This window comes from Fundidesulfovibrio terrae (assembly GCF_022808915.1).
GTDB lineage: Bacteria > Desulfobacterota > Desulfovibrionia > Desulfovibrionales > Desulfovibrionaceae > Fundidesulfovibrio > Fundidesulfovibrio terrae.
Map to the genome: position 1 here is coordinate 182,450 of NZ_JAKZFS010000003.1, position 21,623 is coordinate 204,072.

Annotated in this window: 19 protein-coding genes; 6 read left to right on the forward strand and 13 right to left on the reverse strand. The window is 65.6% G+C overall.

What is annotated here, in order from left to right:
• Positions 1–24 precede the first annotated feature (24 nt).
• Positions 25–978: a metallophosphoesterase family protein gene (locus ML540_RS11635; protein WP_243361219.1), complete on the reverse strand. Its 954-nt coding sequence runs from the start codon at positions 976–978 to the stop codon at positions 25–27.
• A gap of 135 nt (positions 979–1,113) precedes the next feature.
• Complete coding sequence (locus tag ML540_RS11640) at positions 1,114–1,956, reverse strand: TatD family hydrolase (RefSeq protein ID WP_243361222.1); 843 nt, start codon at positions 1,954–1,956, stop codon at positions 1,114–1,116.
• Between the two features lie 80 nt (positions 1,957–2,036).
• Between ML540_RS11640 and ML540_RS11645 the strand changes: the two genes are divergently transcribed.
• The 3 genes from ML540_RS11645 to ML540_RS11655 are packed head-to-tail and all read left to right on the forward strand — an operon-like array spanning position 2,037 to position 5,879.
• Entirely contained in the window at positions 2,037–3,509 is a 1,473-nt protein-coding gene (locus tag ML540_RS11645; protein ID WP_243361224.1) for a mechanosensitive ion channel family protein, read from the forward strand.
• 50 nt (positions 3,510–3,559) lie between these two features.
• Positions 3,560–5,101: a murein biosynthesis integral membrane protein MurJ gene (gene murJ / locus ML540_RS11650; protein ID WP_243361728.1), complete on the forward strand. Its 1,542-nt coding sequence runs from the start codon at positions 3,560–3,562 to the stop codon at positions 5,099–5,101.
• A 7-nt stretch (positions 5,102–5,108) separates the two neighbouring features.
• A complete protein-coding gene (locus tag ML540_RS11655) occupies positions 5,109–5,879 on the forward strand; it encodes a tRNA1(Val) (adenine(37)-N6)-methyltransferase (protein ID WP_243361226.1) in 771 nt (256 codons plus the stop codon).
• A gap of 260 nt (positions 5,880–6,139) precedes the next feature.
• Here ML540_RS11655 and ML540_RS11660 read toward each other — a convergent pair whose 3' ends face one another.
• From ML540_RS11660 to ML540_RS11675, 4 genes are all read right to left on the reverse strand, one after another.
• Complete coding sequence (locus ML540_RS11660) at positions 6,140–6,571, reverse strand: hypothetical protein (protein WP_243361229.1); 432 nt, start codon at positions 6,569–6,571, stop codon at positions 6,140–6,142.
• Between the two features lie 103 nt (positions 6,572–6,674).
• On the reverse strand, positions 6,675–7,892 hold the full coding sequence (locus tag ML540_RS11665) for a DUF1501 domain-containing protein (protein ID WP_243361231.1): 1,218 nt from the start codon (positions 7,890–7,892) through the stop codon (positions 6,675–6,677).
• Positions 7,893–7,900: 8 nt separating this feature from the next.
• The gene (locus tag ML540_RS11670) at positions 7,901–10,390 is read right to left on the reverse strand and encodes a PAS domain-containing protein (protein WP_243361233.1); all 2,490 of its coding nucleotides are present in this window, start codon (positions 10,388–10,390) and stop codon (positions 7,901–7,903) included.
• Positions 10,391–10,527: 137 nt separating this feature from the next.
• Positions 10,528–12,018, reverse strand: coding sequence for a DUF1800 domain-containing protein (locus ML540_RS11675; RefSeq protein ID WP_243361236.1), 1,491 nt, complete (start codon positions 12,016–12,018; stop codon positions 10,528–10,530).
• Positions 12,019–12,124: 106 nt separating this feature from the next.
• Between ML540_RS11675 and ML540_RS11680 the strand changes: the two genes are divergently transcribed.
• The 3 genes from ML540_RS11680 to ML540_RS11690 all read left to right on the forward strand — a co-directional run bounded on the left by ML540_RS11680 (position 12,125) and on the right by ML540_RS11690 (position 14,505).
• Positions 12,125–12,496 carry a hypothetical protein gene (locus ML540_RS11680; RefSeq protein WP_243361238.1) on the forward strand — a complete coding sequence of 124 codons (372 nt, stop codon included), beginning with the start codon at positions 12,125–12,127 and terminating at the stop codon, positions 12,494–12,496.
• A 143-nt stretch (positions 12,497–12,639) separates the two neighbouring features.
• Positions 12,640–13,866, forward strand: coding sequence for a BtaA family protein (locus ML540_RS11685; protein ID WP_243361240.1), 1,227 nt, complete (start codon positions 12,640–12,642; stop codon positions 13,864–13,866).
• Positions 13,867–13,869: 3 nt separating this feature from the next.
• Positions 13,870–14,505, forward strand: a complete 636-nt coding sequence (locus ML540_RS11690; protein ID WP_243361243.1) for a class I SAM-dependent methyltransferase — start codon at positions 13,870–13,872, stop codon at positions 14,503–14,505.
• 58 nt (positions 14,506–14,563) lie between these two features.
• Here the strand turns inward: ML540_RS11690 and ML540_RS11695 are convergent, their stop codons facing one another.
• The 7 genes from ML540_RS11695 to hflK form a co-directional block, all read right to left on the reverse strand.
• A complete protein-coding gene (locus tag ML540_RS11695; protein WP_423747890.1) occupies positions 14,564–15,853 on the reverse strand; it encodes an ABC transporter permease in 1,290 nt (429 codons plus the stop codon).
• Entirely contained in the window at positions 15,810–16,484 is a 675-nt protein-coding gene (locus tag ML540_RS11700) for an ABC transporter ATP-binding protein (RefSeq protein WP_279343398.1), read from the reverse strand. Before ML540_RS11700 ends, ML540_RS11695 begins: the two co-directional genes overlap by 44 nt.
• A 129-nt stretch (positions 16,485–16,613) precedes the next feature.
• The gene (tatC, locus tag ML540_RS11705) at positions 16,614–17,798 is read right to left on the reverse strand and encodes a twin-arginine translocase subunit TatC (RefSeq protein ID WP_243361245.1); all 1,185 of its coding nucleotides are present in this window, start codon (positions 17,796–17,798) and stop codon (positions 16,614–16,616) included.
• Complete coding sequence (gene secF, locus ML540_RS11710) at positions 17,795–18,883, reverse strand: protein translocase subunit SecF (RefSeq protein ID WP_243361247.1); 1,089 nt, start codon at positions 18,881–18,883, stop codon at positions 17,795–17,797. Before secF ends, tatC begins: the two co-directional genes overlap by 4 nt.
• Before the next feature lie 134 nt (positions 18,884–19,017).
• Positions 19,018–19,341, reverse strand: coding sequence for a hypothetical protein (locus ML540_RS11715; protein ID WP_243361249.1), 324 nt, complete (start codon positions 19,339–19,341; stop codon positions 19,018–19,020).
• A 357-nt stretch (positions 19,342–19,698) separates the two neighbouring features.
• Complete coding sequence (hflC, locus tag ML540_RS11720) at positions 19,699–20,544, reverse strand: protease modulator HflC (protein ID WP_423747891.1); 846 nt, start codon at positions 20,542–20,544, stop codon at positions 19,699–19,701.
• Positions 20,545–20,546: 2 nt separating this feature from the next.
• A complete protein-coding gene (gene hflK / locus ML540_RS11725; RefSeq protein ID WP_243361250.1) occupies positions 20,547–21,617 on the reverse strand; it encodes an FtsH protease activity modulator HflK in 1,071 nt (356 codons plus the stop codon).
• Positions 21,618–21,623 lie beyond the last annotated feature (6 nt).

A 21,623-nucleotide genomic window follows, 5' to 3' on the forward strand; every position in this document is an offset into this window, starting at 1 on the left:
TCGCGCGTCACGACCGTCCATGTTTCATCCGTGGTGCACGTCGATAGCGCGTTCCAGCCCGTCGATCCAGCCACCGGCCTTGTGATCCCAGGTTTTCACCACGATCTTTCCCGGGCAGAGATAGATCGAATTCGACCAGATGGTCTCGCGGCCGAGGTCGGCGTTGTGGATGCCCCACACGTGGCCGTCGTAGAGATTCACTGGCGAGGCGTAGCTTAAGTTGGTGGCCGGGGTGTGGGTGTGGCCGGACACCCACAGGACCACCTGCGGGTTGGCCGCCAGGATTTCACCGATGCGCGCCACGGGCTGGGCCACGCGCTGGTCGCCGTTTATCTTGGGGCTGTATGTTACCAGGGTGCCCTTGAGAGGGGCGTGGAAGAAGATGAGCGTCGGCTTGGCGAAGTTGGAGGCCAGCGTGGTCTGGAGCCAGTCGAGCTGCGTGTTCGATATTTCCGTGAGGAAGCTGCCGCCGGTCACGTCGGCCGAGAGGAAAACCAGCAGGTAGCCGCCCAGTTCGCGGGTGTACCAGAGGTCGGGCTGGCGCAATGTCTTGCGGAACCGGTCGAGCTTCTCGCGCTGGACTTCCGGTGAGGCGTGCTTGAATTCCCCGCCGGGGCCGCCCGGATCGGCGTAGACGTATTCGTGGTTGCCGGCCGTCACCGCCACGGGCTTGCGGATGGCTGAGACGAATTCCAGCGCCTCGTCGTATTCCTGCTGCGTACCGTGCTTGGCCACGATATCGCCGGGCAGGGCGACCAGCTCCACGTCATCCCAGGCGTTGACGTCCTGGACGACGGCAAGCTTGCGCGCGGCCTGGGCCCTTGCTTCGGGCGTTGTGCCGCGCGCGTAGTGGGCGTCGGAGAGCACCACGATGCGGTGGCAGCCGCCCTGCTCCCCGGGGCTTTTCCACCTGACGGGCTTCGTGCACCCGGCCACGAGCGCGCCCAGCAGGAATCGAAGAAACGACCGTCTGAGCACGTCTTACCCTCCTCACGGCAAATTCCCGCTCATGTCCGCGAAGCTATAACGGGTCCAGGGAACGAAGTTCCCTGGCGGGAGAGTGCAGAGAGGGCAGCGCCCTCTCTGCCCGCCGGAGGCTTCCCCCTGCCCGTCTCAGCTCCCCAGTCCGAAGAACCGCCGCGCGTTCTCGCCGGTGATGCGCCATACGTCCGCCGTTTCCATCCCCTTCACCCGGGCCACGGCCTGTGCCGTGAACACGTTGTAGGCCGGTTCGTTGGGGCGTCCCCGGTAGGGTTCCGGGGTCAAGAACGGCGCGTCGGACTCGATCACCACCCGCTCCATCTCCAGGATGGCCACGGCCCGGCGCAGGTCCTCGTTCTTGGAGTAGGTGACGGGGCCGGGGATGGACACGGTGTAGCCACGGTGAATGAGCTCCACCGCCAGGTCGGGCCCCTGCCCGAAGCAGTGCCACAACACCCGTTCGCCGGGGATGCCCGATTCGTCCAGGATTTTCAGCGTCTCGGCGGCGGCTTCGCGGCTGTGAACGGCCACGGGCTTCTCAAGCTCGCGCGCCAGGGCCAGCTGCTCCCGGAAGAAACGCTCCTGCACGTCGCGCGGGGTGTCGTCCCAGTAGAAATCGAGCCCGATCTCGCCCACGGCCTTGAGGTTGGGGTCGGCCGCGAAGAGCGCGGCCATGTCCGCGACCTCGCGCGAGTCCAAGCCGGAGGCATCGTTGGGGTGTATTCCCAACAGGAAGAACACCTGGGGGTATTGCCGCAGCACGGGCGAGTTCGCCCGGTAGGCCCCGGCGCCCAGGAACACGTTGCCCAGGGCCGCGATTCCGGCCTTGGCGGCCCGGTCGAGCACCAGGGGGAGTTCCTGGGGGAATTCCTGAGCGTTCGGGCGTTTATAGTCCAAATGGGCGTGGGTCTCCACGCCGACAAGGGGCAGGCCGAGGGACTCGGGCAGGGGGCGTTCTTTTTTCTTGGTGGACACGCCGGGCGGGTAACGCACCGCGCCCGGAGGAGCAAGAAAAAACCGTTGCCTTGCGGGGGCGTCCCGGTACATTCAGGGCCATGACCACTCCCGTCGCAGATCTCGTGAACGCCCTGGAAGCGGCCAAGCCATCCGACCTTGTCATCATAGCCGCCCTGGCAGGGCTGGCCGTTTGCCTGCAGGCGCTGCAGGCCAGGCTCAAGGGCAAGGGGGCGCTCGGTCCCGTGGCCCTGGCCAAATGGCTCACGGTGCTGGCTGCGCTTCGCGTGCTGGACATCCGGGTGCTGAAGGACGCGCTGGCGACGCCCTCGCTCGTCCTGCACGGGCTCGTCATCTGGATGGCGTTGCGCACCATCCTGCACGACATCTACGCCGACCTGTACCTGACGCGGCTCAAGAACCTGCCGGTCAACAAGATCCTTTTGAACCTGTGCTCCTTCGCGGCGGCCCTGGCCCTGGCGGGTTACGGGCTGCGCCAGGCGCTCAACGTGGACGTGGGCTCCATCCTCACCTCGTCGGCCATCATCACCGCCGTGGTGGGCTTCTCCATGCAGGACACCATCGGCAGCCTGTTCTCGGGGCTGCTCATCCAGACCGAAAAGCCCTTCAAGATCGGCGATTGGATCAAGGTGGGCGACATCGAGGGCCAGGTGGACGAGATCACCTGGCGTTACACCAAGCTGACGACCTTCTCGAGCGATCAGGTGCTCATCCCCAACAATGCCATCGTCAAGGACCGCCTGGTCAACAAGTCCGAGCCCATCCGGCAGGTGAGCGTCAGCGTGCCCGTGCCCGCGCCGCTGGGCACGCCGCCGGTGAAGGTCAAGAGCGCCCTGGAGGACGTGCTGCGCCGGGCTCCCCTGGTGGCCCCGCGGCCCGAGCCGCGCGTGCGCCTGCACGAAATCGGACAGGACCAGATCACCTACCGCCTGTCCTTTTCCGTGGAGGATTTCGAGGACACCGTGGCCGCGAAAAGCGATGTGCTCTCGGCGGTGTGGTACGAGTTCCGCAAGCAGGGCATCGACTTCCCCGTAAGCCGACAGATGCTTCTCCCCGGGCGGAGCAAGGGACCGTGCGCCGTTTCGCTGGACGTGGCCAACCTGGTGAAGGGCGTGGGGCTCTTTTCGGGCATGCACGCGGACGAACTGGACCTTCTGGTGCAGTGCGCGGCCGTGCGCACTTTCCCGCCCGAAGCGCGCATCGTGGAGCGCGGCCAGGGCGGGACCACCATGTTCGTCATCGCCTCCGGCCTCGTCTCGGTGCGCATAGGCGAGAAGGAACTCTCCCGCCTGGGGCCGGGCGACGTGTTCGGCGAGATGGCCCTGCTCACCGGCGAGCCCCGTACGGCGGACGTGGTGGCCCTGGAGCCCACCTCCTGCCTGGAGGTTGACCGAGAGGCCTTCCGGGGCGTGCTGGACAAGAACCCGGCGCTGGTGGCCAACGTCACCCGCGTGTTCAAGGAGCGTGAGGAAAAATTCAGGGGCGCGGCGCCATCCGCGGAAGACGACTCGGCCCAAGGGCTCTTCGAGCGCTTCCGCCGCATTTTCTGGTAGCCCCGGCTTTTCTGGACTCGCCGGGGGGTTTGCTCTACTCTCCCGCCGCCATGAGCGCCCACGTCAAAAAGATCGCCAAGGACGCCTCCATCGTGGGGGCGGCCACCCTGTTGTCTCGCGTGCTGGGATTCTTCCGGGACGTGATCGTCGCTTCCGTACTTGGCGCGGGCCCGGCCGCCGACGCTTTCTACGTGGCCTACCGCCTGCCCAACACGCTACGCCGACTGTTCGCCGAAGGGTCCATGACCATGGCCTTCGTGCCTGTGTTCTCGGACCTGCGCGAGAAAAAGGGGGACGAGGCCGCCTTCGCCATGACCCGCTCCGCGCTGGTCTGGCTGGTGATGATCCTGGGCGCGGTCACGGTGCTGGCCATCCTCTTCGCGCGGCCCATCACCCTGCTCATCGCGCCGGGCTTCGCGGGCAACCCGGACCAGATGGACCTCACGGTGAAGCTCGTGCGCATCGTGTTCCCCTACATCATCGAAATATCCATCGTGGCCCTGTGCATGGGGGCGCTCAACTCCATGGGGCACTTCCTGACCCCGGCCCTGGCCACCAGCGAGCTCAACACCATCCTCATCGCCGGTTGCGGCGTGGCCTGGCTTTTCGGCCTGGACGTGCCGCACGCCCTGGCATGGTCGGTTCTCGTCGGCGGACTTGGCCAGATGTACATGCAGCACCCGGCCATGAAGCGCTTCGGCTTTTCCTGGTTCGGCCCCTGGAAGCTCAAGGACGAGGGCGTGATCCGCATGGCCAAGCTCATGCTGCCAACCGTGTTCGGCGCGGCCGTCTACCAGCTGAACATCGTGGTCGGCACGCTCTTGGCCTCGTTTCTGGCCTCGGGGTCCATCTCTTCGCTCTACTACGCTGACAGGCTGGTGCAATTCCCCCTGGGCGTGTTCGGCGCGGCCGTGGGCACCGTGGCCCTGCCGAGCCTGGCGCGGCTGGCCTCGGCCGGACAGATGGATGAATTTCGCCACACCCTGGCGGCCTCGCTTCGCCTGACGCTCTTCATCTGCCTTCCGGCCACGGCCGGTCTCATGGCCCTGGCCGCGCCCATGGTGGCCGTGCTCTTCGGACGCGGGGCCTTCACCCCGGAGGCCCAGCATGCCACCTCGGCGGCCCTGGTGGCCTACGCCGTGGGCCTTCCGGCCTTCGCCTGCGTGCGCCCGCTGGTCTCGGCCTTCTACGCCATGCACGACACCAGGACACCGGTGCGGGCCGGTTTCATCAGCGTGCTGGTGAACATCGCCCTGGGCGCGGCGCTCATGTTCCCGCTCAAGCACGTGGGGCTGGCCCTGGCCACCTCGCTCTCCTCCTGGCTGAACGTCTGGCTGCTGGGGAGAGCGCTCCACGTCCGGGCGGGCGCATGGGCGCGGTTCGGACGCACCACCCCGGTGAGCATCGGCCTAAGCCTGTTGATCGGGATCGGGGCCTGGCTTGCGCCCCTGAACAACTACGCCGCCCTGGCCATGATCGCCGTGTGGGCCGTGGTCTACATGGCCCTGGCCGCGCTCTTCAAGGTGGAGGAAGCGTCCCTGCTGCTGGATTACGCCCGCAAAAGGCTCCTCAAGCGCGGCAAGGCCGCCTGACGCCGCCATGGCGCCGCCAAGCGATCAAGAGGTAGCGGCCGCGCGCGCGGCCTTCCCCACCGGCCTCCTCCAGCCCGAGGGCGGATACCGGTTTTCCCTGGATCCGCTGCTCCTGGCCGTGTTCGCCCGGCCCAAGAAAAACGCCCGCATGGCCGACCTGGGCACGGGCTGCGGCGTGGCCGCCCTGGCCGCCCTGCTCGCCCATCCCGCCGCCTCCACCGCCTTGGGGCTGGACGTGGCCCCGGCCATGGCCCGGGCCGCTACGTCCAACGCAGCGAGCCTTGGCATCTCGGACCGCTTCGCCGCCCTGAACCTGGATATCCGCTGCGTTCGGGATGCAAGGCCCGACCTCGAGCCCGAGAGCTTCGGGCTGGTACTGGCCAATCCCCCCTACCGCAGGCTCGGCACCGGCCAGCCCTGCCCCGGCGAGGAGCGCAACCGGGCCCGGTTCGAAACCGGAGCCGGGCTTGAGGACTTCCTGGCCGCGGCCGCGTGGCTCCTGGCCAACCGTGGCGCGCTGGCGATCGTCTTCCCGGCCGCCCGCCTCCCGGAGCTGCTCTGCGGCTGCGTGGCGGCCAGGCTCTCGCCCAAGCGGCTACGCATGGTCCACTCGCGCCTGGAGGAACCCGCACGGCTGGTGCTCTTGGAAGCGGTCAAGAACGCCGGGGCCGAACTCGCCGTGGAGCCGCCCCTGGTGCTGTACGAGGGCTACGGGGAAAACACGCGCATGACAGAAGCCGCGCTGGCCTATTGCCCGTTCCTGGCGAGGAATCCGTAGAGGAAGAGAAGCCGGGAGGTGGAAGAAAATGATACCTTCGGCGGCCAAAGGAACCAAGTTCCTTTGGAATCCTGCATAGCTTCACGTCGTTCGATGTGAATGGCGGGGAGGCGTGGAAAAGCGGCCGGACGGAGTGTGAGACGCATGCGTTACGGCCCGTAGACGCGGATCGTCTTCAAATCGATCCGTGTCCCCGGGCCGGGGCGCGTGCGGCGCACGCCTCATCCGGCCGCCTTCACCCGAAAAATCTTAGGCTTCTCTCAGTCCGCCGCTTTCTCCTGCGGCAGCCCCAACACCTGCGCCCGAAATCCCGGGGCCTTCTCGATCAGGTCCAGGATGAGCAGGGCAGCCTGCATGTTCTTCCTGTTCCCGGCGTCCACGGCCTGGACCATGTAATTGCGCACATGGGCCGCCGCTTCGGCCAGTTCCGAATGATCCTCCGGAGTGGCGTGGGCAGCCGCGTCGAGCAGATTGAGCAGCAGGTACGCCCAGACGTCCTCGTAATACAGATAATAGTTGAGGACTTCCCGTATCTTGAGCACCCCGAAAACCACGCTCTCAAGTTTGCTGTAGTCCTTGGACCAGACCTGGCTGTCGTTGATGTAGGGTTCACCGGTTTCCGACGCAGGCGGCGTCGGCATGATCGACACTTTGTCGCGAACATACTCGCGCATCGAAATGATCTTGGACATGGGCGACTCCTTGGGCAAGCAGGACATCCGTGTCGGCCGCGCCGCGTGGCGCGGTCCCTTCCCAAGTAGTCTTGTCGGATACGCGAATGAAAACTTAAGGTCCCTAAGCCTTGAAGAGTCCCTGGAGCGGGCTTGTCGGCATGTACCCCGGCAGCACCTGGGCCAGGGCCTCCTTGCCCAGGCCGAAATACCCCGTGACCACCTGGGCGATCACGTCGCGGAAGTCCACCGTCACCGCCAGGTCCAGCCCGTCCGAAAGCTTGTCCAGAGAAAGCCCGGGCCAGGCGCCGTGCAGCGCCCCCCCGGCCGCGTTGCCGCCCAGCAGCATGAACAGCGTGCCGTGGCCGTTGTCCGTGCCCGCGAACTCGTTCTCGCGCAGGCCGCGCCCGAATTCGCTCATCACCAGCACAGCCGTGTCCGACAGTCCCGGACCCAGCGCCTTGGCCAGACCGGCCAACCCTTTGCCCAGTGAAACGAACGCCTCGGCCAGCTTGCCCTTGCCCGCTCCCTGCTCGAAGTGGGCGTCCAGCCCGCCCAGGGCGGCGTACACCAGCCTGGTGGCCGGGTTCCTCTCAACGAACGACACGATCTGACCGCCCAGTTGGGGCAGCGCATGCACGGAAGGTGCGCCCGAGGCGGACACGGTGATCTCCCGGTCCAGCTCGGTGAGCTTGTTGCGCAGCACAATCTGGGTTTGCCGGTAGGCTCGGCCGAGCGGGTCGTTGCCCGCGTAAACCTGGTCGAAGGACCCGAAGATGGCCGGACGCTCCAGCCGCCACAGGGACGGAGGATAGCCCGTAGGGCGCACGTTCTGCACCCCGGGCTTGCCCTGCCCGATCAGGGGCGGCGTGGAGGCCAGAGTCAGGGCCCGGGCTTCCTTGCCCAGAAGCGGCAGGAGCCTGGCCAGCCAGCCGTCTCGCACGTGCACCTCCGCCGGCTGGGCGCTCTCCATGGCTTTCTGGGCCTCGGCATGGCTGCGCAGGGGCTTGGGCAGGCCGCAGGCCGGGACCATGGCCAGGCTCCCGGCGTGCCAGAACTCCATCAGCGGTTCGAGGGCTGGGTGCAGCCCGAAGCCGGGGGCCAGGGGGATGGTTCCGCCTTCCTGACCCGGTGGCGGCAGGGCGATGGAAGGCCGGGCCTGGTAGTACCAGCGGTCCTCAATGGGAGCCACGGCGGAAAGGCCGTCCAGTCCCCCCCGCAGGAAGATCACAATAAGCCGCTTGGACGCGGATGGCGCGGCCTGAGCCCAGGCCAGGGCGGGGGATGCGGCCGCGCCCAGGGCGGCCACGCCCATGGTGGAAAGAAATTCGCGGCGTTTCATGGGCTGTCCTATTGCTGCTGCTTAAGCGGCAGCCGGATGGTGAAGGTCGTCCCCAAGCCGGGGCGCGACGCGACTCCGAGGGTTCCCTTGTGGTTGGAGGCGATGATGAAATAGGAGACCGACAGCCCAAGCCCGGTCCCCTCGCCCGGAACCTTGGTGGTGAAGAACGGCTCGAACACCTTTCGGCTGACGCTCTCGTCCATTCCCAGCCCGTTGTCCTCGATCTCTATGCGGGCCATGTCCGCCTCCAGGCGCGTACGCAAGACGATCCTGGGCGCGGGGCTGCCGGGAGGCCGCTGGGCCAGGACCTGGGCGGCGTTTCGCAGGATGTTCACCGCCACCTGTTCGATCTGGCCCTCGGCGCAGGGCACGAAGGGGATGTCCGAAGCGTAATCCCGCACGACCTCAACCTTTCGGAAATCGTATTTTTTCTTCAGGTCGTAGTCGTTGGCGCACAACTCCAGGGCCTTGTCCAACAGTGCGTGGATGTCGACCGGAATTCTGGCCGTGTCGGGCCTCCGGCTGAACTCGAGCATGTTCGACACGATCCGGGCCGCCCGCTGGCCGGAATCGCGCACAGCATCGAGAAGATGGTTCACGTCCCTGACCCGGCAATATTCCCTGATGGATTCCAGGGAGCATCCGGCCGTCTCCGCGGCCTTCTCGTTGGCGGGGAGGTCCGACTCCAGCCTTCGCTGCACGCTCTGCACGCTCTGGAGGATGCCCGCCAGGGGATTGTTGATCTCATGGGCCATGCCTGCGGCGAGCCCCCCCACGGACATCATCTTCTCGGTCTCGGCCATGATTTCGTACATGCGCACCCGCTCGGAGATGTCCACTGCGATGACCAGCAAGAACGACGCGCCGTCCAACTCAATGCGGGCGAAGGTGCAGTCGGCCATGCCTTCCCCGCCTGAGCCGGGTTTGAGCCGCAGGTCGTCCCGCTGGATGCCGTGCCCGGCCAGGGCCAGGGCCGCCGGCGAGGACGGCGACGCCGCGTCCCAAACCTCGGCCGTCTTGAGGTTGCCGCGCAACAGGTCGCCCAGTTTCACGCCCAGAAGATCTGCGGCCACGTGGTTGGCCATGACGCACGCGCCGTCGGTCCCGTCGTAGACCAGAATGCCCACCGGGGAATGCTCGAGGATCATGGCGTTGAACGTCAACGCCCTGCGCAGGGAATCCTCGGCGTCCTTCCGGCCGGAAATGTCGTTGTGGGTGCCGATCATGCGCAGGGGAGAGCCGTCTTCACCGCGGGCAACGACCTTTCCCATGGCCAATACCCACTTGTAGCGCCCATCCTTGCAGCGCAGGCGGTGTTCCAGAATGTATTCCTGCGTCTTTCCCGTGAAATAATTGTCTATGGTCCGCATGGCGCGCTCGGAGTCGCCAGGGTACAGGAGGTCCCTCCACTGGTCGAAGGAGTCCCTCAGTTCACTGGGCTCATAGCCCAGCATGGCCTTCCAGCGATCGGAGAAAAAGACCGCGCCCGTCGCCACGTTCCAGTCCCAGACGCCAGCCCCGGCACCCTCCAGGGCGAACTGCCAGCGTTCGTCGCTCTTGCGCAGAGCCTCGAGCAGCTCGCGCAGTTCGCCTGTCTTGGCCCTTACCTTGCGCCTTAAAGTGATGTTGAATCCCGACAGAACGACCAGGAATCCCGCCACGACGAAAAGGGCGTACACCAGCATGTGCCTGAATTCGGCGTTGTAAATCGGCGTCCCCAGCCATTTGCGCTCTATTGCTCCTATTTCCTTGGAATCTATTTTGCCGAACCCCTCCACAACCAAACGCAAGATATCCGCGCGTCCCTTTTTAACGGCGCGATGAAATTCGCCTGAATACAGGGTGAACCCGTAACGGAACTCGTCGTCCAGGTTGAACTTGTAGAGGTAATACAGCGCCGGGGGTTGATCCACGCAGAAAACCTTGATGGCTCCCTCCCCGGCGGCCTTGATCACGTCCTCGTAGCTGTCGAATTCCCGGATGGTGGTTATGCCGTGCTTGCGCAGCACGTCGATGCACGCGTCCCCGGCCTTCACCCCGATGGTGAAGCCGCGCAGGGACTCCACGCCGGTTATGCCGCCCAGACTCTTGTGAAAGTAGACCGGAACGTCAAGCCGGGCGTAGGGGGGAGTGAAGTCGTAGATTTTTGCCCGCTGCTCGTTGAAAAAAATGGTGTCGATAACGTCCGCATGGCCATCAGCCATGATCTGCTGGGCTTTGCCCCAGTCCGTGGCCACGAGGTTGACGTCCACGCTCGTGGCCCGGGACCACAGCCGCCACTCGTCCACCAGCAGCCCCTGAAGCTGCCCGTCCTGGGTTCGGAAGATGTACGGAGGATAGTTGTCGTCCATGACGACCGTGACGACTGCCGGCCGATCCACCGGCACGGCCTGCCCCAAGGCCGCCACGGGAGCCGTAACGAGAAGCAACAACAGCAGGACGGCCCGGCGTGTCGTCTCCCCGCCTCCGGTATACTTCGTTATCCGCCACTTCTTCACGCCACTCTCCCGGTGTGTCCATGCGCGCGCCGAAACAGGCGTCCGCGGCGTGCATAGGCAATTCAACACACCCCATTTATAGCGAAAACTGCATCAGCACATCTCTTTTGAAGGGTGCTCCCTGGAAACACCACCGACTAGAACTGTTGCCCTTCCGGGCTGCCCAGCAGCACCCCCGCCTTGAGGCCGGGGGCGGCTCCTTCCACGGCATGGCTGGTGGCCTGGGAGAGCGTGAGCCCCATGGTCCTGGCCAATGCCATGGCGTCCAGAGCTTCCACGGGCCTGAAACTGCCCGGCGACCAGCATGGCAACCTCCCTTCACCGGCCTGCCAGGCCAGGTTCAAGCGACTCAGCATCAGGTCGGCTGCCAGCCAGACGTCGCGCGAATCCTTGAAGCCGGACGATCCGGGAGCGTCGTAGAGCGGCATGCCCAGCCAGTCCAGGTTCTCGGCCAGGGAGCGCACCTCCTGAACGGGCCTGCCGCTGGCCCTGACCACGGCGGCCACGAAGCGCAACGGATTCTTGAACTTGGCTCCGGCGTACTTCCGGTCGGCGAATTCGGGGCTGGAAAAAAGCGCCCGCAGCACGGCCTTGATGTCGCCCTTGGAATCCAGGAAGACCTTGGACAGGCTCTCCTCGAGGGGTTTGGGCACGTCCTCGGTCAGGAAGAAGCGGATGAGCTTCGCGCAGATGTTGCGGGCGGTCTCGGGCTGGGCGGCCAGCAGGCGCAGGGCCTCCACCCCCTCGTTCACTCCCGACGCCTTGATGGTCTTGCCCAGGAAGACCTTGTCCTTGATGTCGTGGCGCTGCTCGTCGAACACGAAACCGAGCTTGTCCTGGGGGGTGCGCGGCGCGCCGATGCTCCACCCGGCCAGGATGAGCGCCAGGGAGTTTACGTCCTGGATCTTGATCTTGGCGTCCGCGCCCATGGTGTGCGCGGTCATGAGTTCCCGGGCGTGCACCTCCACGAGGGGACGCGGCTTGCCCTTGCCCTGGGGGCTGTCCGGGGAGGCGCTCTGCCAGTTCTCCAGGTTGATGAGCATGGCCGGATGGTGCGTGACGGCCAGCAGGAGGTCCTCGAAGCGGCCGAGAGCATGGGGGCGGATGGCTTCGCGCTCGTAGCTGCCCACCCAGAGGTGCGCAAGCCCCTTCGAGGCGGGGACGTTGAAGTGGTTGTACCAGAACTCGCACATGAGTTCTTCGAGCTGGCGCGGGGACAGGAGTATCCGCCACAGCTTGGCTTCGGACGCCTCCGTGTGGATGATGGAGGCCTTCTCCCTGGCCGCGGTGATCTCGTCCATGGTGGGATTCTTGCGCGGTCCGCCCGGGGCCTTGGGACCGTAGGTCCTGAAAAGCTGTACCGTGTCCATGGATACGGTCTTGAGCGCGGCGAGCCGCTCCGCCAGGGCCTGGGGCTCGGGCAGTTTCTCGGGGGCCAGCTGCTCCTCCACGTAGGCGGCGACGCCCATGGCCCGGACCCGGTCCACCTCGCCGGGAACGGCTCCGAAGGACAGGCGGTTCACGGCGTGGGCGGCCATGGCCTCGGGCGCAAGCGACTGGGCCCGGACCGGCGCAGAGAAACACAAGCCGCACAGCAAGCTGCACAGGACCAAAAGTCTTACGGGCATGCGCCACCGTTACTCCGGGAGACGCGAAAATTCAATTTCCTTTTGCTCTTTACCCCGGTGCGGCCACAGGATAGAAATTTTGAATACTCAGGGAAGGAGATAAATCATGAAGCGGATATATGTGGTTCTCCTAGCGCTGGCGCTCTGCTCGCTGTCCGCCGAGACTTCCTGGTCCAAGAAGAAGGACGGCCCGCCCGCATACGACGACGAGGGTTTCGTCCCGCCGGGCCAGGCCAAGCCCCATGGGCCTCCGCCCTGGGCCCCGGCCCACGGCTACCGGGCCAAGCAGCGCTACCGTTATTATCCGGCCTACAACATCTACCAGGACCCGGCCACCGGCGTGTACTTCAGCTTCCGCGGAGGACTCTGGAGCAGAGGAGGCCTGCCCGCGGGCGTTGCGCCGCAGACGCTCGGGAAATACCACGAGTTCGACGGATACGCCGACGAGCCGTGGAAGTCCTACCCGCCTAAAAAGTAATCGGCCTCGGACAGGTCCGATCCCCGTTTGAGCGCCGGGTCCGCCTCTCACGGGCCCGGCCGCCGCCGGAAAGACTCTCCCGCGACGCGAAACCGTCATCGCCCCCGCATAGGCAGGATGAAAACGCGCCTCACGGGGGTATCATGCCGCAATCCTGCGCTGGCCTGCTCAAAGCCGCCGTGCGCCAGAGCCCGGCCCTTTCCAGGCAGGGCCTGCTCGAACAACTCTTCTGCTGGTGTTTTTCGGGTTTCGTCTACAATCAGATATGGGAAGATCCGCGCACCGACATCGAGGCCATGGAGCTTTCGCCGCGCCATCGCGTCCTGACCATCGCCTCGGGCGGGTGCAACATCTGCCACTACCTGCTCGAGGGCGTGAAATCGGTCACGGCAGTGGACCTCAACATCCACCACGTGCACCTGAGCCGCCTCAAGCTGGAAGCCGCACGCCGCCTGCCCACCCACGAGACCTTTTTCCGCTTCTTCGGGCAGGCCGAGGACAACGCCAACATCTGGGCCTACACCCGTCATGTGGAGGCGCACCTCCCCCGCGACACCGCTTCCTACTGGGCGTCGCGCCGTTCTTTCCTCGGCGGGCCGCGCATTGGAATCTTCGCTGAGAACCTCTACGAACACGCCCGTATGGGACAGTTCCTGCGCCTTCTGCGCAGCCTGTGCCGCCTGACCGGGCGTGATCCCCAGCGCATCCTCGAGGCCAGGACCTTGGAGGAGCAGCGCGACGCTTACCGCCGGGAACTCGAGCCCCTGCTCACCGGCAGGCTTGCCGGGCTCCTCTCCCGCTCGGCCATGGCCGTCTTCAGCCTGGGCATCCCGCCCCAGCAGTTCAAGGCCCTGGAGCGCGAATGCCCCGGCGGCGTGCTGGAGGAGTATCGCAAACGGGTGGAGAAGCTGGCCTGCCGCTTCCCCCTTCAGGACAACCCCTTCGCCTGGCAGGCATTCGGACGCTGCTACGACCGGCGCGGGCGCAAGGCCGTGCCGGAATACCTGCGACCGGAAAACTTCCAGGCCCTCAAGGCCGCGACACCCCGAGCGGACATCCTGCACGGCTCTCTGGACGGATACCTGGCCAAGCAGCCCGCCCGCAGCCTGGACCGCTACGTGCTCCTCGACTCGCAGGACTGGATGACCCGCGAAGCCATCTCCCGGCTTTGGGGGGAAATCGAACGCACAGCCCGTCCCGGCGCGCGGGTGATCTTCCGCACGGGCGGCCGGCTCTCGCCGGTCGAGGAAGCCTTGCCCGGCCCGGCAAGGGGCGCTTTCCGCTACGATGAGGCCCAGTCGCGAAGACTTTCCGAAACCGACCGGTCCTGCATCTACGGGGCGTTCCACCTCTACATCCACGAGGGCTGAGCCATGACGCAGGCCACGCGCATGGACGACATCTACCGCCTGCAACGCCACATCTACGATGCGACGCGACACTACTACCTGCTGGGGCGCGACAGGCTGCTGCGTGGGCTGCCGGTGCCCATGGGGGGCGCGGTGCTGGAGGTGGGATGCGGCACGGGGCGCAACCTGGCCGCGCTCAGGAAGATGCGCCCGGACCTGACGCTGTGCGGCCTGGACGTCTCCACCATGATGCTCGAGACCGCCCGGGCCAAGCTCCAGGGGCTGGACGTGACCCTGGCCTGCTGCCGCGCCGAGGAGTTGGACCCGCAGGCCCACTTCCGGCTGGACGCCGCCTTCGATGCGGTGTTCTTTTCATACAGCCTGTCCATGATCCCCGACTGGCGTGCGGCCCTGGAAGCGGGCTTCGCGACGCTCAAGCCAGGGGGGACGCTTGCAGTGGTGGATTTCTGGGGCCACGGCGGATTGCCATCCTGGCTGGAATGGGCGCACCGGCGCTGGCTCGCCCTGTTCGGCGTGAGCTTCAGGCCGGAGCTGCTGACCTACATGCGGGACATGGAACGCCAGGACCGGGCGCTTCTGGAGCTGGAGTCGGTCAAGAGCGGGTACGCGTATCTCGCCTGGGCAAGAAAGCTGGGTTAGGACGCGAAACTACAAAGGATTCCATAGGAACGAAGTTCCTTTGGCCGCCGGAGGCCTCCTATTCTTCTCCGCCCCGTAGCGCCTCGATGGGGTCCATGGCCGCCGCCCGGCGCGCGGGCTTGAGTCCGGCCACCAGGGCGATGGCCAAGGCCGACGCCAGGGCCAGCACGAAGAGCTTCACCGAAAGCTTGATCTCGAGTAGCCCCAAGGCGGCCAGGAGCTGCCCCATGCCGATGCCGATGCCCATGCCGATCAATGCGCCGACGAGGGTCAGGAGCACGGCCTCGGTCAAAAACTGGATGGTGATGGCCGCCGAGGTGGCCCCCAGGGCCTTCTTGAGCCCTATCTCCTCCCGCCGCTCGCTCACCGAGAGAAACAGCAGGTTCGCCAGCACGAAGCCGCCCACCACGATGGCCGCCCCGGCGGTAATGCCCAGAAACACCATGATGCCGCCGGTGATCATGGTCAGGAACTTGAGGATTTCGCTGGCGGACAGGATGGAAAAATCGTCTGGGTCTTCGGGCCTGAGGTTATGGTTGTGGCGCAGAAGCGAGCGCAGGTTCTCGATGTGGGAGTCCATGAGTTCCGGGTCCAAGAATTTCACCCGCAGCGCCCGGAAGTACTTGCGCTCCAGGTTGAAGCGCTGGGTGAGCGTGGAGATGGGGATGATGATGCGGTCGTCCACGGAGGTGCCGCCCCCTCCCGGGGTGAATCCCCGGTAGGCCAGGCGGCCGATGATCTGCACGGGCAGGTCCTGAACCAGGATTACCTGCCCGATGGGGGATTCGTCGCCGAAGAGCTCCTTGGCCGGATAATCCCCGATGAGTCCCACCTTGGCCGAGTGCTTCACGTCATCCTCGGAGATGTCTCGCCCTTCGGCCAGCGGCCAGTTCCAGGCCTCGGCGTAATCGGCCGTGGCTCCCACAACGACGGGCGTGACCGTGTTGCGGTTCTCGAACCTGAGCGTGATCGAAAATTTTGAGCGCATGGGCACCACGAGGTACGCGCCGGGCAGGGATCCTTCGATGCTCTGGGCGTCCTGCCAGCTGAGCGTCATCACGCGCTGGCCCACTGCTCGTGTCTCGATGTTGCCGCCGAACACCAGCACGGCGTCCGGGCCGAACCACTCCACTATCTCCAGGGCCTTGCGCCGCGCTCCGTCCACGGAGGCGATGATGATGGTCAGGGCGGCGATGCCCAGGGCCACGGCCAACACCACGAAGAACGAGCGCAGCTTGAAGGCCCACAAGGCCCCGATCGACATGCCCAGGATGCGCCGGATCAGGACCGCCCGGCGGACCGCCTTACGCGGCCACTCCGTCCAGGACCAGGATGCGGCGTTTGGCATGGCTGGCGGTCTCCTCGTCGTGGGTGACGACGATGACGGTTGTGCCCAGGGCGTTGACCTGGGCGAAGAGGCTCATGATCTCGGCCGAGGTCTTGGAATCGAGCTGGCCGGTAGGCTCGTCGGCCAGAATGAGGTCCGGGGCGCTCAGCATGGCCCGGGCCAGGGCCACGCGCTGCTGCTGGCCGCCCGAGAGCTGGGGAGGCTTGTGGCGCATGCGGTCGGCCAGGCCCACCTGCTCGAGCAGAAAGCGCGCCCGGTCGCGCAGCTCGGCCTGGGGCTTGCCGCTGTAGAGCCCGGGCAGCATCACGTTGTCCAGGGCCGAGGCGTAGGGGATGAGATAAAAGCTCTGGAACACGAAGCCAATGACCTGGTTGCGAAGCTCCGACAGGGCATCGTCGTCCAGTCGGGAGACGTCGCGCCCCCCCAGGAGGTAGCTGCCCGAGCTGGCCCGGTCCAGAAGGCCGATGATGTGCAGGAGCGTGGACTTTCCCGAGCCGGAAGGCCCTTGCAGGGCCACGAACTCGCCCGAGCCGATGTCCAGGGTAACGCCGCGCAGCACGTCGGTGCGCATGTCGCCCTGGACGTAATGCTTGGTGATGTCCCGCAGGCTGATGAGGGGGGTGGCGTCCATGTCGCGGCGCAGGATGCCAGATTGCCGGGCGCGGGTCGAGGGGATTGATGAAGAAGGAAAAGCAAAGGGCGGACGCTCCGGATGTTTCCGGGGCGTCCGCCCTGGTGGTCGATTGCGGCTGGCCTGCGGCTAGCTCTTGTTCTCGCCGCCGGGCTTGGCCTTCGGGGCCTCATCCGCAGGGGCCTTCACCACGGCGGGTTGTCCGCCTGAAGCGGCCTCGGCGGGCGCATCCGGCTTCGCGGCAGCCTGACCGGCAGAGAGGGGAGCGGCCTCGTCATGGCCAAGGGCGGCCACGTCGTGGGCCTCGCGCTCGGCGGCCTGGGCGTCGACGGCCGGGGCCGGGACGGGAGCGCCGGAGGAGGCTTCGGACTCGCCCGGAGTGGGAAGCTCCGGAGTGCCGGGGGTCTGCTCCACGGAAGGGCCGCCTTCGGGCAGGACCGGAGTCTGCGCGCCGTGGCTTTCGGAAGCCTGGGCCTCTTCCAGGGCCGCGTCCGACGCGGCAGCAGGGGCCCCCTCGGGACCGCCCTCGCCCTGGACGGCGGGCAGGGTCTCGTCGCCCTCGGCGGGCTTGGGCTTCTTGCCGAAGAAGTAGGCCACCCAGATGCCCACCTCGTAGAGGATGACCATGGGCGCGGCCATGAGCAGCTGGTTCACCACGTCCGGGGTGGGGGTCACGATGGCGGCCACGATGAAGATGATCACGATGGCCCAGCGGCGCTTGGCGCGCAGCCACTTGTGGTCCACCACGCCGAAGCGGGCCAGGAAGAAGATGAACACCGGCATCTCGAAGATGATGCCGAAGGCGAACAGAAGCCCCAGAGCCATCGAGTAGTATTCCGAGAGCTTGGGGTTCAGGGTGACGATGTCCGAGGCGTAGTTGGCCAGGAAGGTGAAGCCGAAGGGGAAGACGATGAAGTAGCCGAAGCAGGCTCCGGAAACGAAGCACAGCGCGGTGAAGAAGGCCACCGGGATGGCCAGCTTGCGTTCTTCCTCATAAAGGCCCGGGGCGATGAAGCTCCATATCTGGTGGAAGATGAAGGGGCTCGCCAGGAAGATGCCGGCCACGAAGGCGGCCTTCATGGAGACGAAGAACCCTTCTGTTAGGGCCGTGGTCTGGATGACGCTGCTCTGGGGCAAAACCTGCTTCAGCGGGCGGAGCATCACCTCAAGGATGCGCTCCGCGAAGGCGAAGCATATCCCGAAGCCGATGACGGCCGCGATGATGACGCGCGTCAGGCGCACCCGGAGTTCCTCCAGGTGCTGCAGCAGGCTCATCTCGTGCCCAGGCCCGGAAGCGTCGGGAATCGGGCTCACGCCTTTCCGCCCTGCACGGCCTGGGCGTCGTCCTGGCTCAGGGAATCAAGGCCGGAGCCCATGTCCACCAGAATGGGGCTGGCCACGAACACCGAGGAGTACGTGCCGGTGACCACGCCGATGATCATTGCCAGGGCGAAATCCTTGAGCGCGCTGCCGCCGAAGATGTACAGGGCGGTCACGGTGAACAGGGTGATGAGCGAGGTCAGGAGCGTCCGCGAAAGGGTCTGGTTCACGGCGGTGTTGATGACCTTCTCCAGGGGCTCGTCCTTGGCATGGTGGAGGCGTTCGCGGATACGGTCGTAGACGATGATGGTGTCGTTCAGCGAATAGCCCAGGATGGTCAGCAGCGCCGCCACCACGGTGAGGTCGAACTCCAGGTTGAAAAGCGAGAAGAAGCCGATGGTGAGCATGATGTCGTGGATGTCCGCCACCAGCGCGCCCAGGGCGAACTTGAGCTTGAGCACCCAGCACAGCACCAGGGTGATGAGGATGGCCCCGACGATGAGCCAGCCCGTGGATGCGCCAAGTTCGCGCAGCGCCCAGATGCCCACGGCCAGGCCGCCGGCCATGGCCCCGGCGGCCAGCCAGCGCTGCTCGAAGCGCCCAGAGATGTAGATGGCGATGATGAGAACCGCGTAGAAGATGGCGTTGAGCGCTCCGGCGCGCAGGTCGGCGCCCACCTTGGGGCCGACCACTTCCAGGCGCTGCACCTCGAAGGCCCCCTCGCCCAGCTCCGCCTTGAGGGCCTGGTCGACCTTCACGCGCACCTGCTCCAGGGGCTCGCCCTTCTCGGACGCGCTGATCAGGAAGGAGTTGTCCTTGTCCTGGCCCAGGCGCTGCACGGTGAGGTGCGGCAGCCCGGCGGCGTCCAGAGGCTTTTTGATGTCGTCCGGGGTGACGTGCTTGGTGAACTTGAGCTGGATGGTCATGCCGCCCGCGAAGTCCACGCCGTAGCGGGGGCCGCCTTTGGTCACCAGGGAGACTACCCCGGCCAGCACCAGCAGGGCGGAAAGGATGTAGGCGTACTTGCGGTAGCCAAGGAAATTGAAATTGATGTCCGGCTTGATGAACTCAAGTCCCATGGATTCCCCCATAGCGAATGTGGCGCCGGAAGCGGCGCAAGTGGAGTGAAATCGGCCTTTTCGGGTGCGTTGTCAAGCCTTGCCGCCACCGTCCCGTAGCCGGGAAGGCGGAGGAGCCGGCCGGGGAAGGCGCGTCAGCTTTTCTTGGCGAGCTTCTTGGAAGCGTCCTTGGAAGTGACCTGGGGCTTGGCGGCCTTGCGGGAGGATTTGGCCCCCGGCTTGTCGATCTTCCTGACCGGCGTGCCCAGGTCGCTCAGGGCCGGGACGGGGCTCACCCCCCGGAACTCCTCTTCGATGGGCTTAAGCGGCATGGCCTCCACGGGGGCGGGGCGGTCGCGCTCCACAAGGCGCGTCATGGCCTGGACTCCGCCAGCGGAACACAACTCGCCGCCCTTGATCACCAAGGCGGCGAAAAGTCCGATCAGCAGAAGCAGCTTGAAGAAGTCGAAACCCCGCATGGCACTCCTCGGGTCGCGGACGGCTGGAGATTCGTCCGGAAGGTCGCCACCGGATACACCCCGCCGTTGCCATTTGCAAGCAGGGGTACCGGAGAAAAGTTACCGGATCGTGCCGGGGAGCGGCGCGAGAGGACGAAATATATTTTGCTGTGCAATTCCAGAAGGCTATGCGCCAACAATCCCGGGTGATGTTGCGGCATGAGGGGAAGCCCTTGGCGGCCAAAGGGACTTCGTCCCGTTGGAATCCCGTATGGTTCGCGACGCGGGCCAGGCGATGGTTTTGCACGGCGTCGCTCCCATGAAAAACGAAACGGGGCCTCGCGGCCCCGTTTTCGTTCGTTTCCGGATGTTATGGCGTTATTTCAGGTACTTCATGAAGCCAGAACCCGGGGTCATGACCACCCGGCCGTTCTCCCGCAAGGATTTCTTGTAGGCATCCATGCTGCGCATGAAGCTGTAGAACTCCGGCGACTGGCCCAGGGACTCGGCATAGGTCTTGGTGGCCACGGCGTCGCCTTCGCCACGGATGACCTCGGACTGCTTGTTGGCTTCGGCCACGATGACCGTGCGCTCCCGTTCCGCGCCGGACTTGATCTTGGCCGACTCCTCCTGGCCCTCGGAGCGGTACAGCTTGGCCGTGCGCTCGCGCTCGGCCTTCATGCGCCCGAAGATGGCCTTCTCGTTCTGGGCCGGAAGGTCCGTGCGCTTGACCCGCACGTCCATGATCTGCAGGCCGAAGTTCTTGACCGTGTCGTTGACGTTGCTGGTGACGATGGCCATGATTTCGGCCCTGCGCGAGGAGACCACCTCCTCCATGGAATAGCTGCCTATGGCCACGCGCACCTCGGCGTAGACCAGGTCGTCCAGGCGGGACTTGGCGCGCTCCACGGTGCCCAGGCTGCGGTAGAACTGCAGCGGGTCAACAATGCGCCACTTGGCGTAGTTGTCCACCACCAGCGTTTTCTTTTCCTTGGTGAGCACCTCGGCCGGGTTGGCCTCGTAGTGCAGCACCCGGGAGTCGATGTAGACCACATTCTGTACGAAGGGCAGCTTGAAGTGCAGACCGGGTCCCAGCGAATCCGAGACCGGCTTGCCCAGCTGCAGCACCAGGGCCTGCTGGGTTTCGTCCACGGTGAAGACGCACTGCATGACCACGATGGCCGCCACCAGGGCCGACAGGGCGAGGATGACTACTCTGCGCACGGCTATTTCCCTCCCTTGTCGCCCGTTTTGACCCGGCCCTGGCGGTCCAGGGGCAGGTAGGGCACTGCCTGCTTGAGGGCGTCGTCCGAGAGGATGATCTTCTCGAGATCGGGATTGGAGAAAACTTCCTCCATGGTCTCGATGAATATGCGCTCGCGTGTGACGTCCTTGGCCTTGTTGTATTCGGCCAGGACGGCCAGGAAACGCGACGCCTCGCCCTTGGCCTTGCGCACCACGGATTCCTTGTAGGCCTGGGCGTCGTTGATCATGGTCGCGGCCTGGCCGCGAGCCTTGGGCAGGATGTCGTTCTGGTAGGCCTCGGCCTCGTTGATCACCCGGTTCTTGTCCTCCATGGCGCTGGCCACGTCCTTGAAGGCCTCCATGACGTCCTTGGGCGCGTGCACGTCCTGAAGCTGCACGGCAACCACGGTGACGCCGGAGTTGTAGCGGTCCAGGATGGACTGCAGGAGTTCCTTGGTGGTATTTTGGATTTCCAGCTTGCCCGTGGTCAGCACGGTGTCGATGGTCTTGTTGCCGATGACCTCGCGCATGGCCGCCTCGGCGGCGGCCTTGACCGTGGTCACGGGCTGCTGGACGCGGAAGAGCCATTCCACGGGATCGCCGATCTGGTACTGCACCACGAACTGCACGTCCACGATGTTGTCGTCGCCCGTGAGCATAAGGGCTTCCTCGGGCACGGGCTTGTACTGATAGGCAGCGCTGTCCTTGCCCCCCATGGACCTGAAGCCGATGAGTTCGTTGCGGATTTGCGATATGTTGGGCGTCTGCACGCTTTCCACCGGGAAGGGGATGTGGTAGTGCGGTCCTGGGCCGGTGGTGCGGTCGTAGGCGCCGAAGCGCTTGACCACGCCCACTTCGCCGGGCTCCACGATGTAGATCCCCGAGGCCAGCCACAAGACGGCCACGAGGATCGCGACCACCTTCGGCCCGCCGGGGATGCGGAAATTGAAATCGGTCATGCGCTTGAATTCGTCACCCAGGTTCTTGAAATCAGGCCCAGTGCCGAATTGTCGCTGCCGTTTGTCCTGCAATTTTTCCCAATCCCAGTTCATGCAACT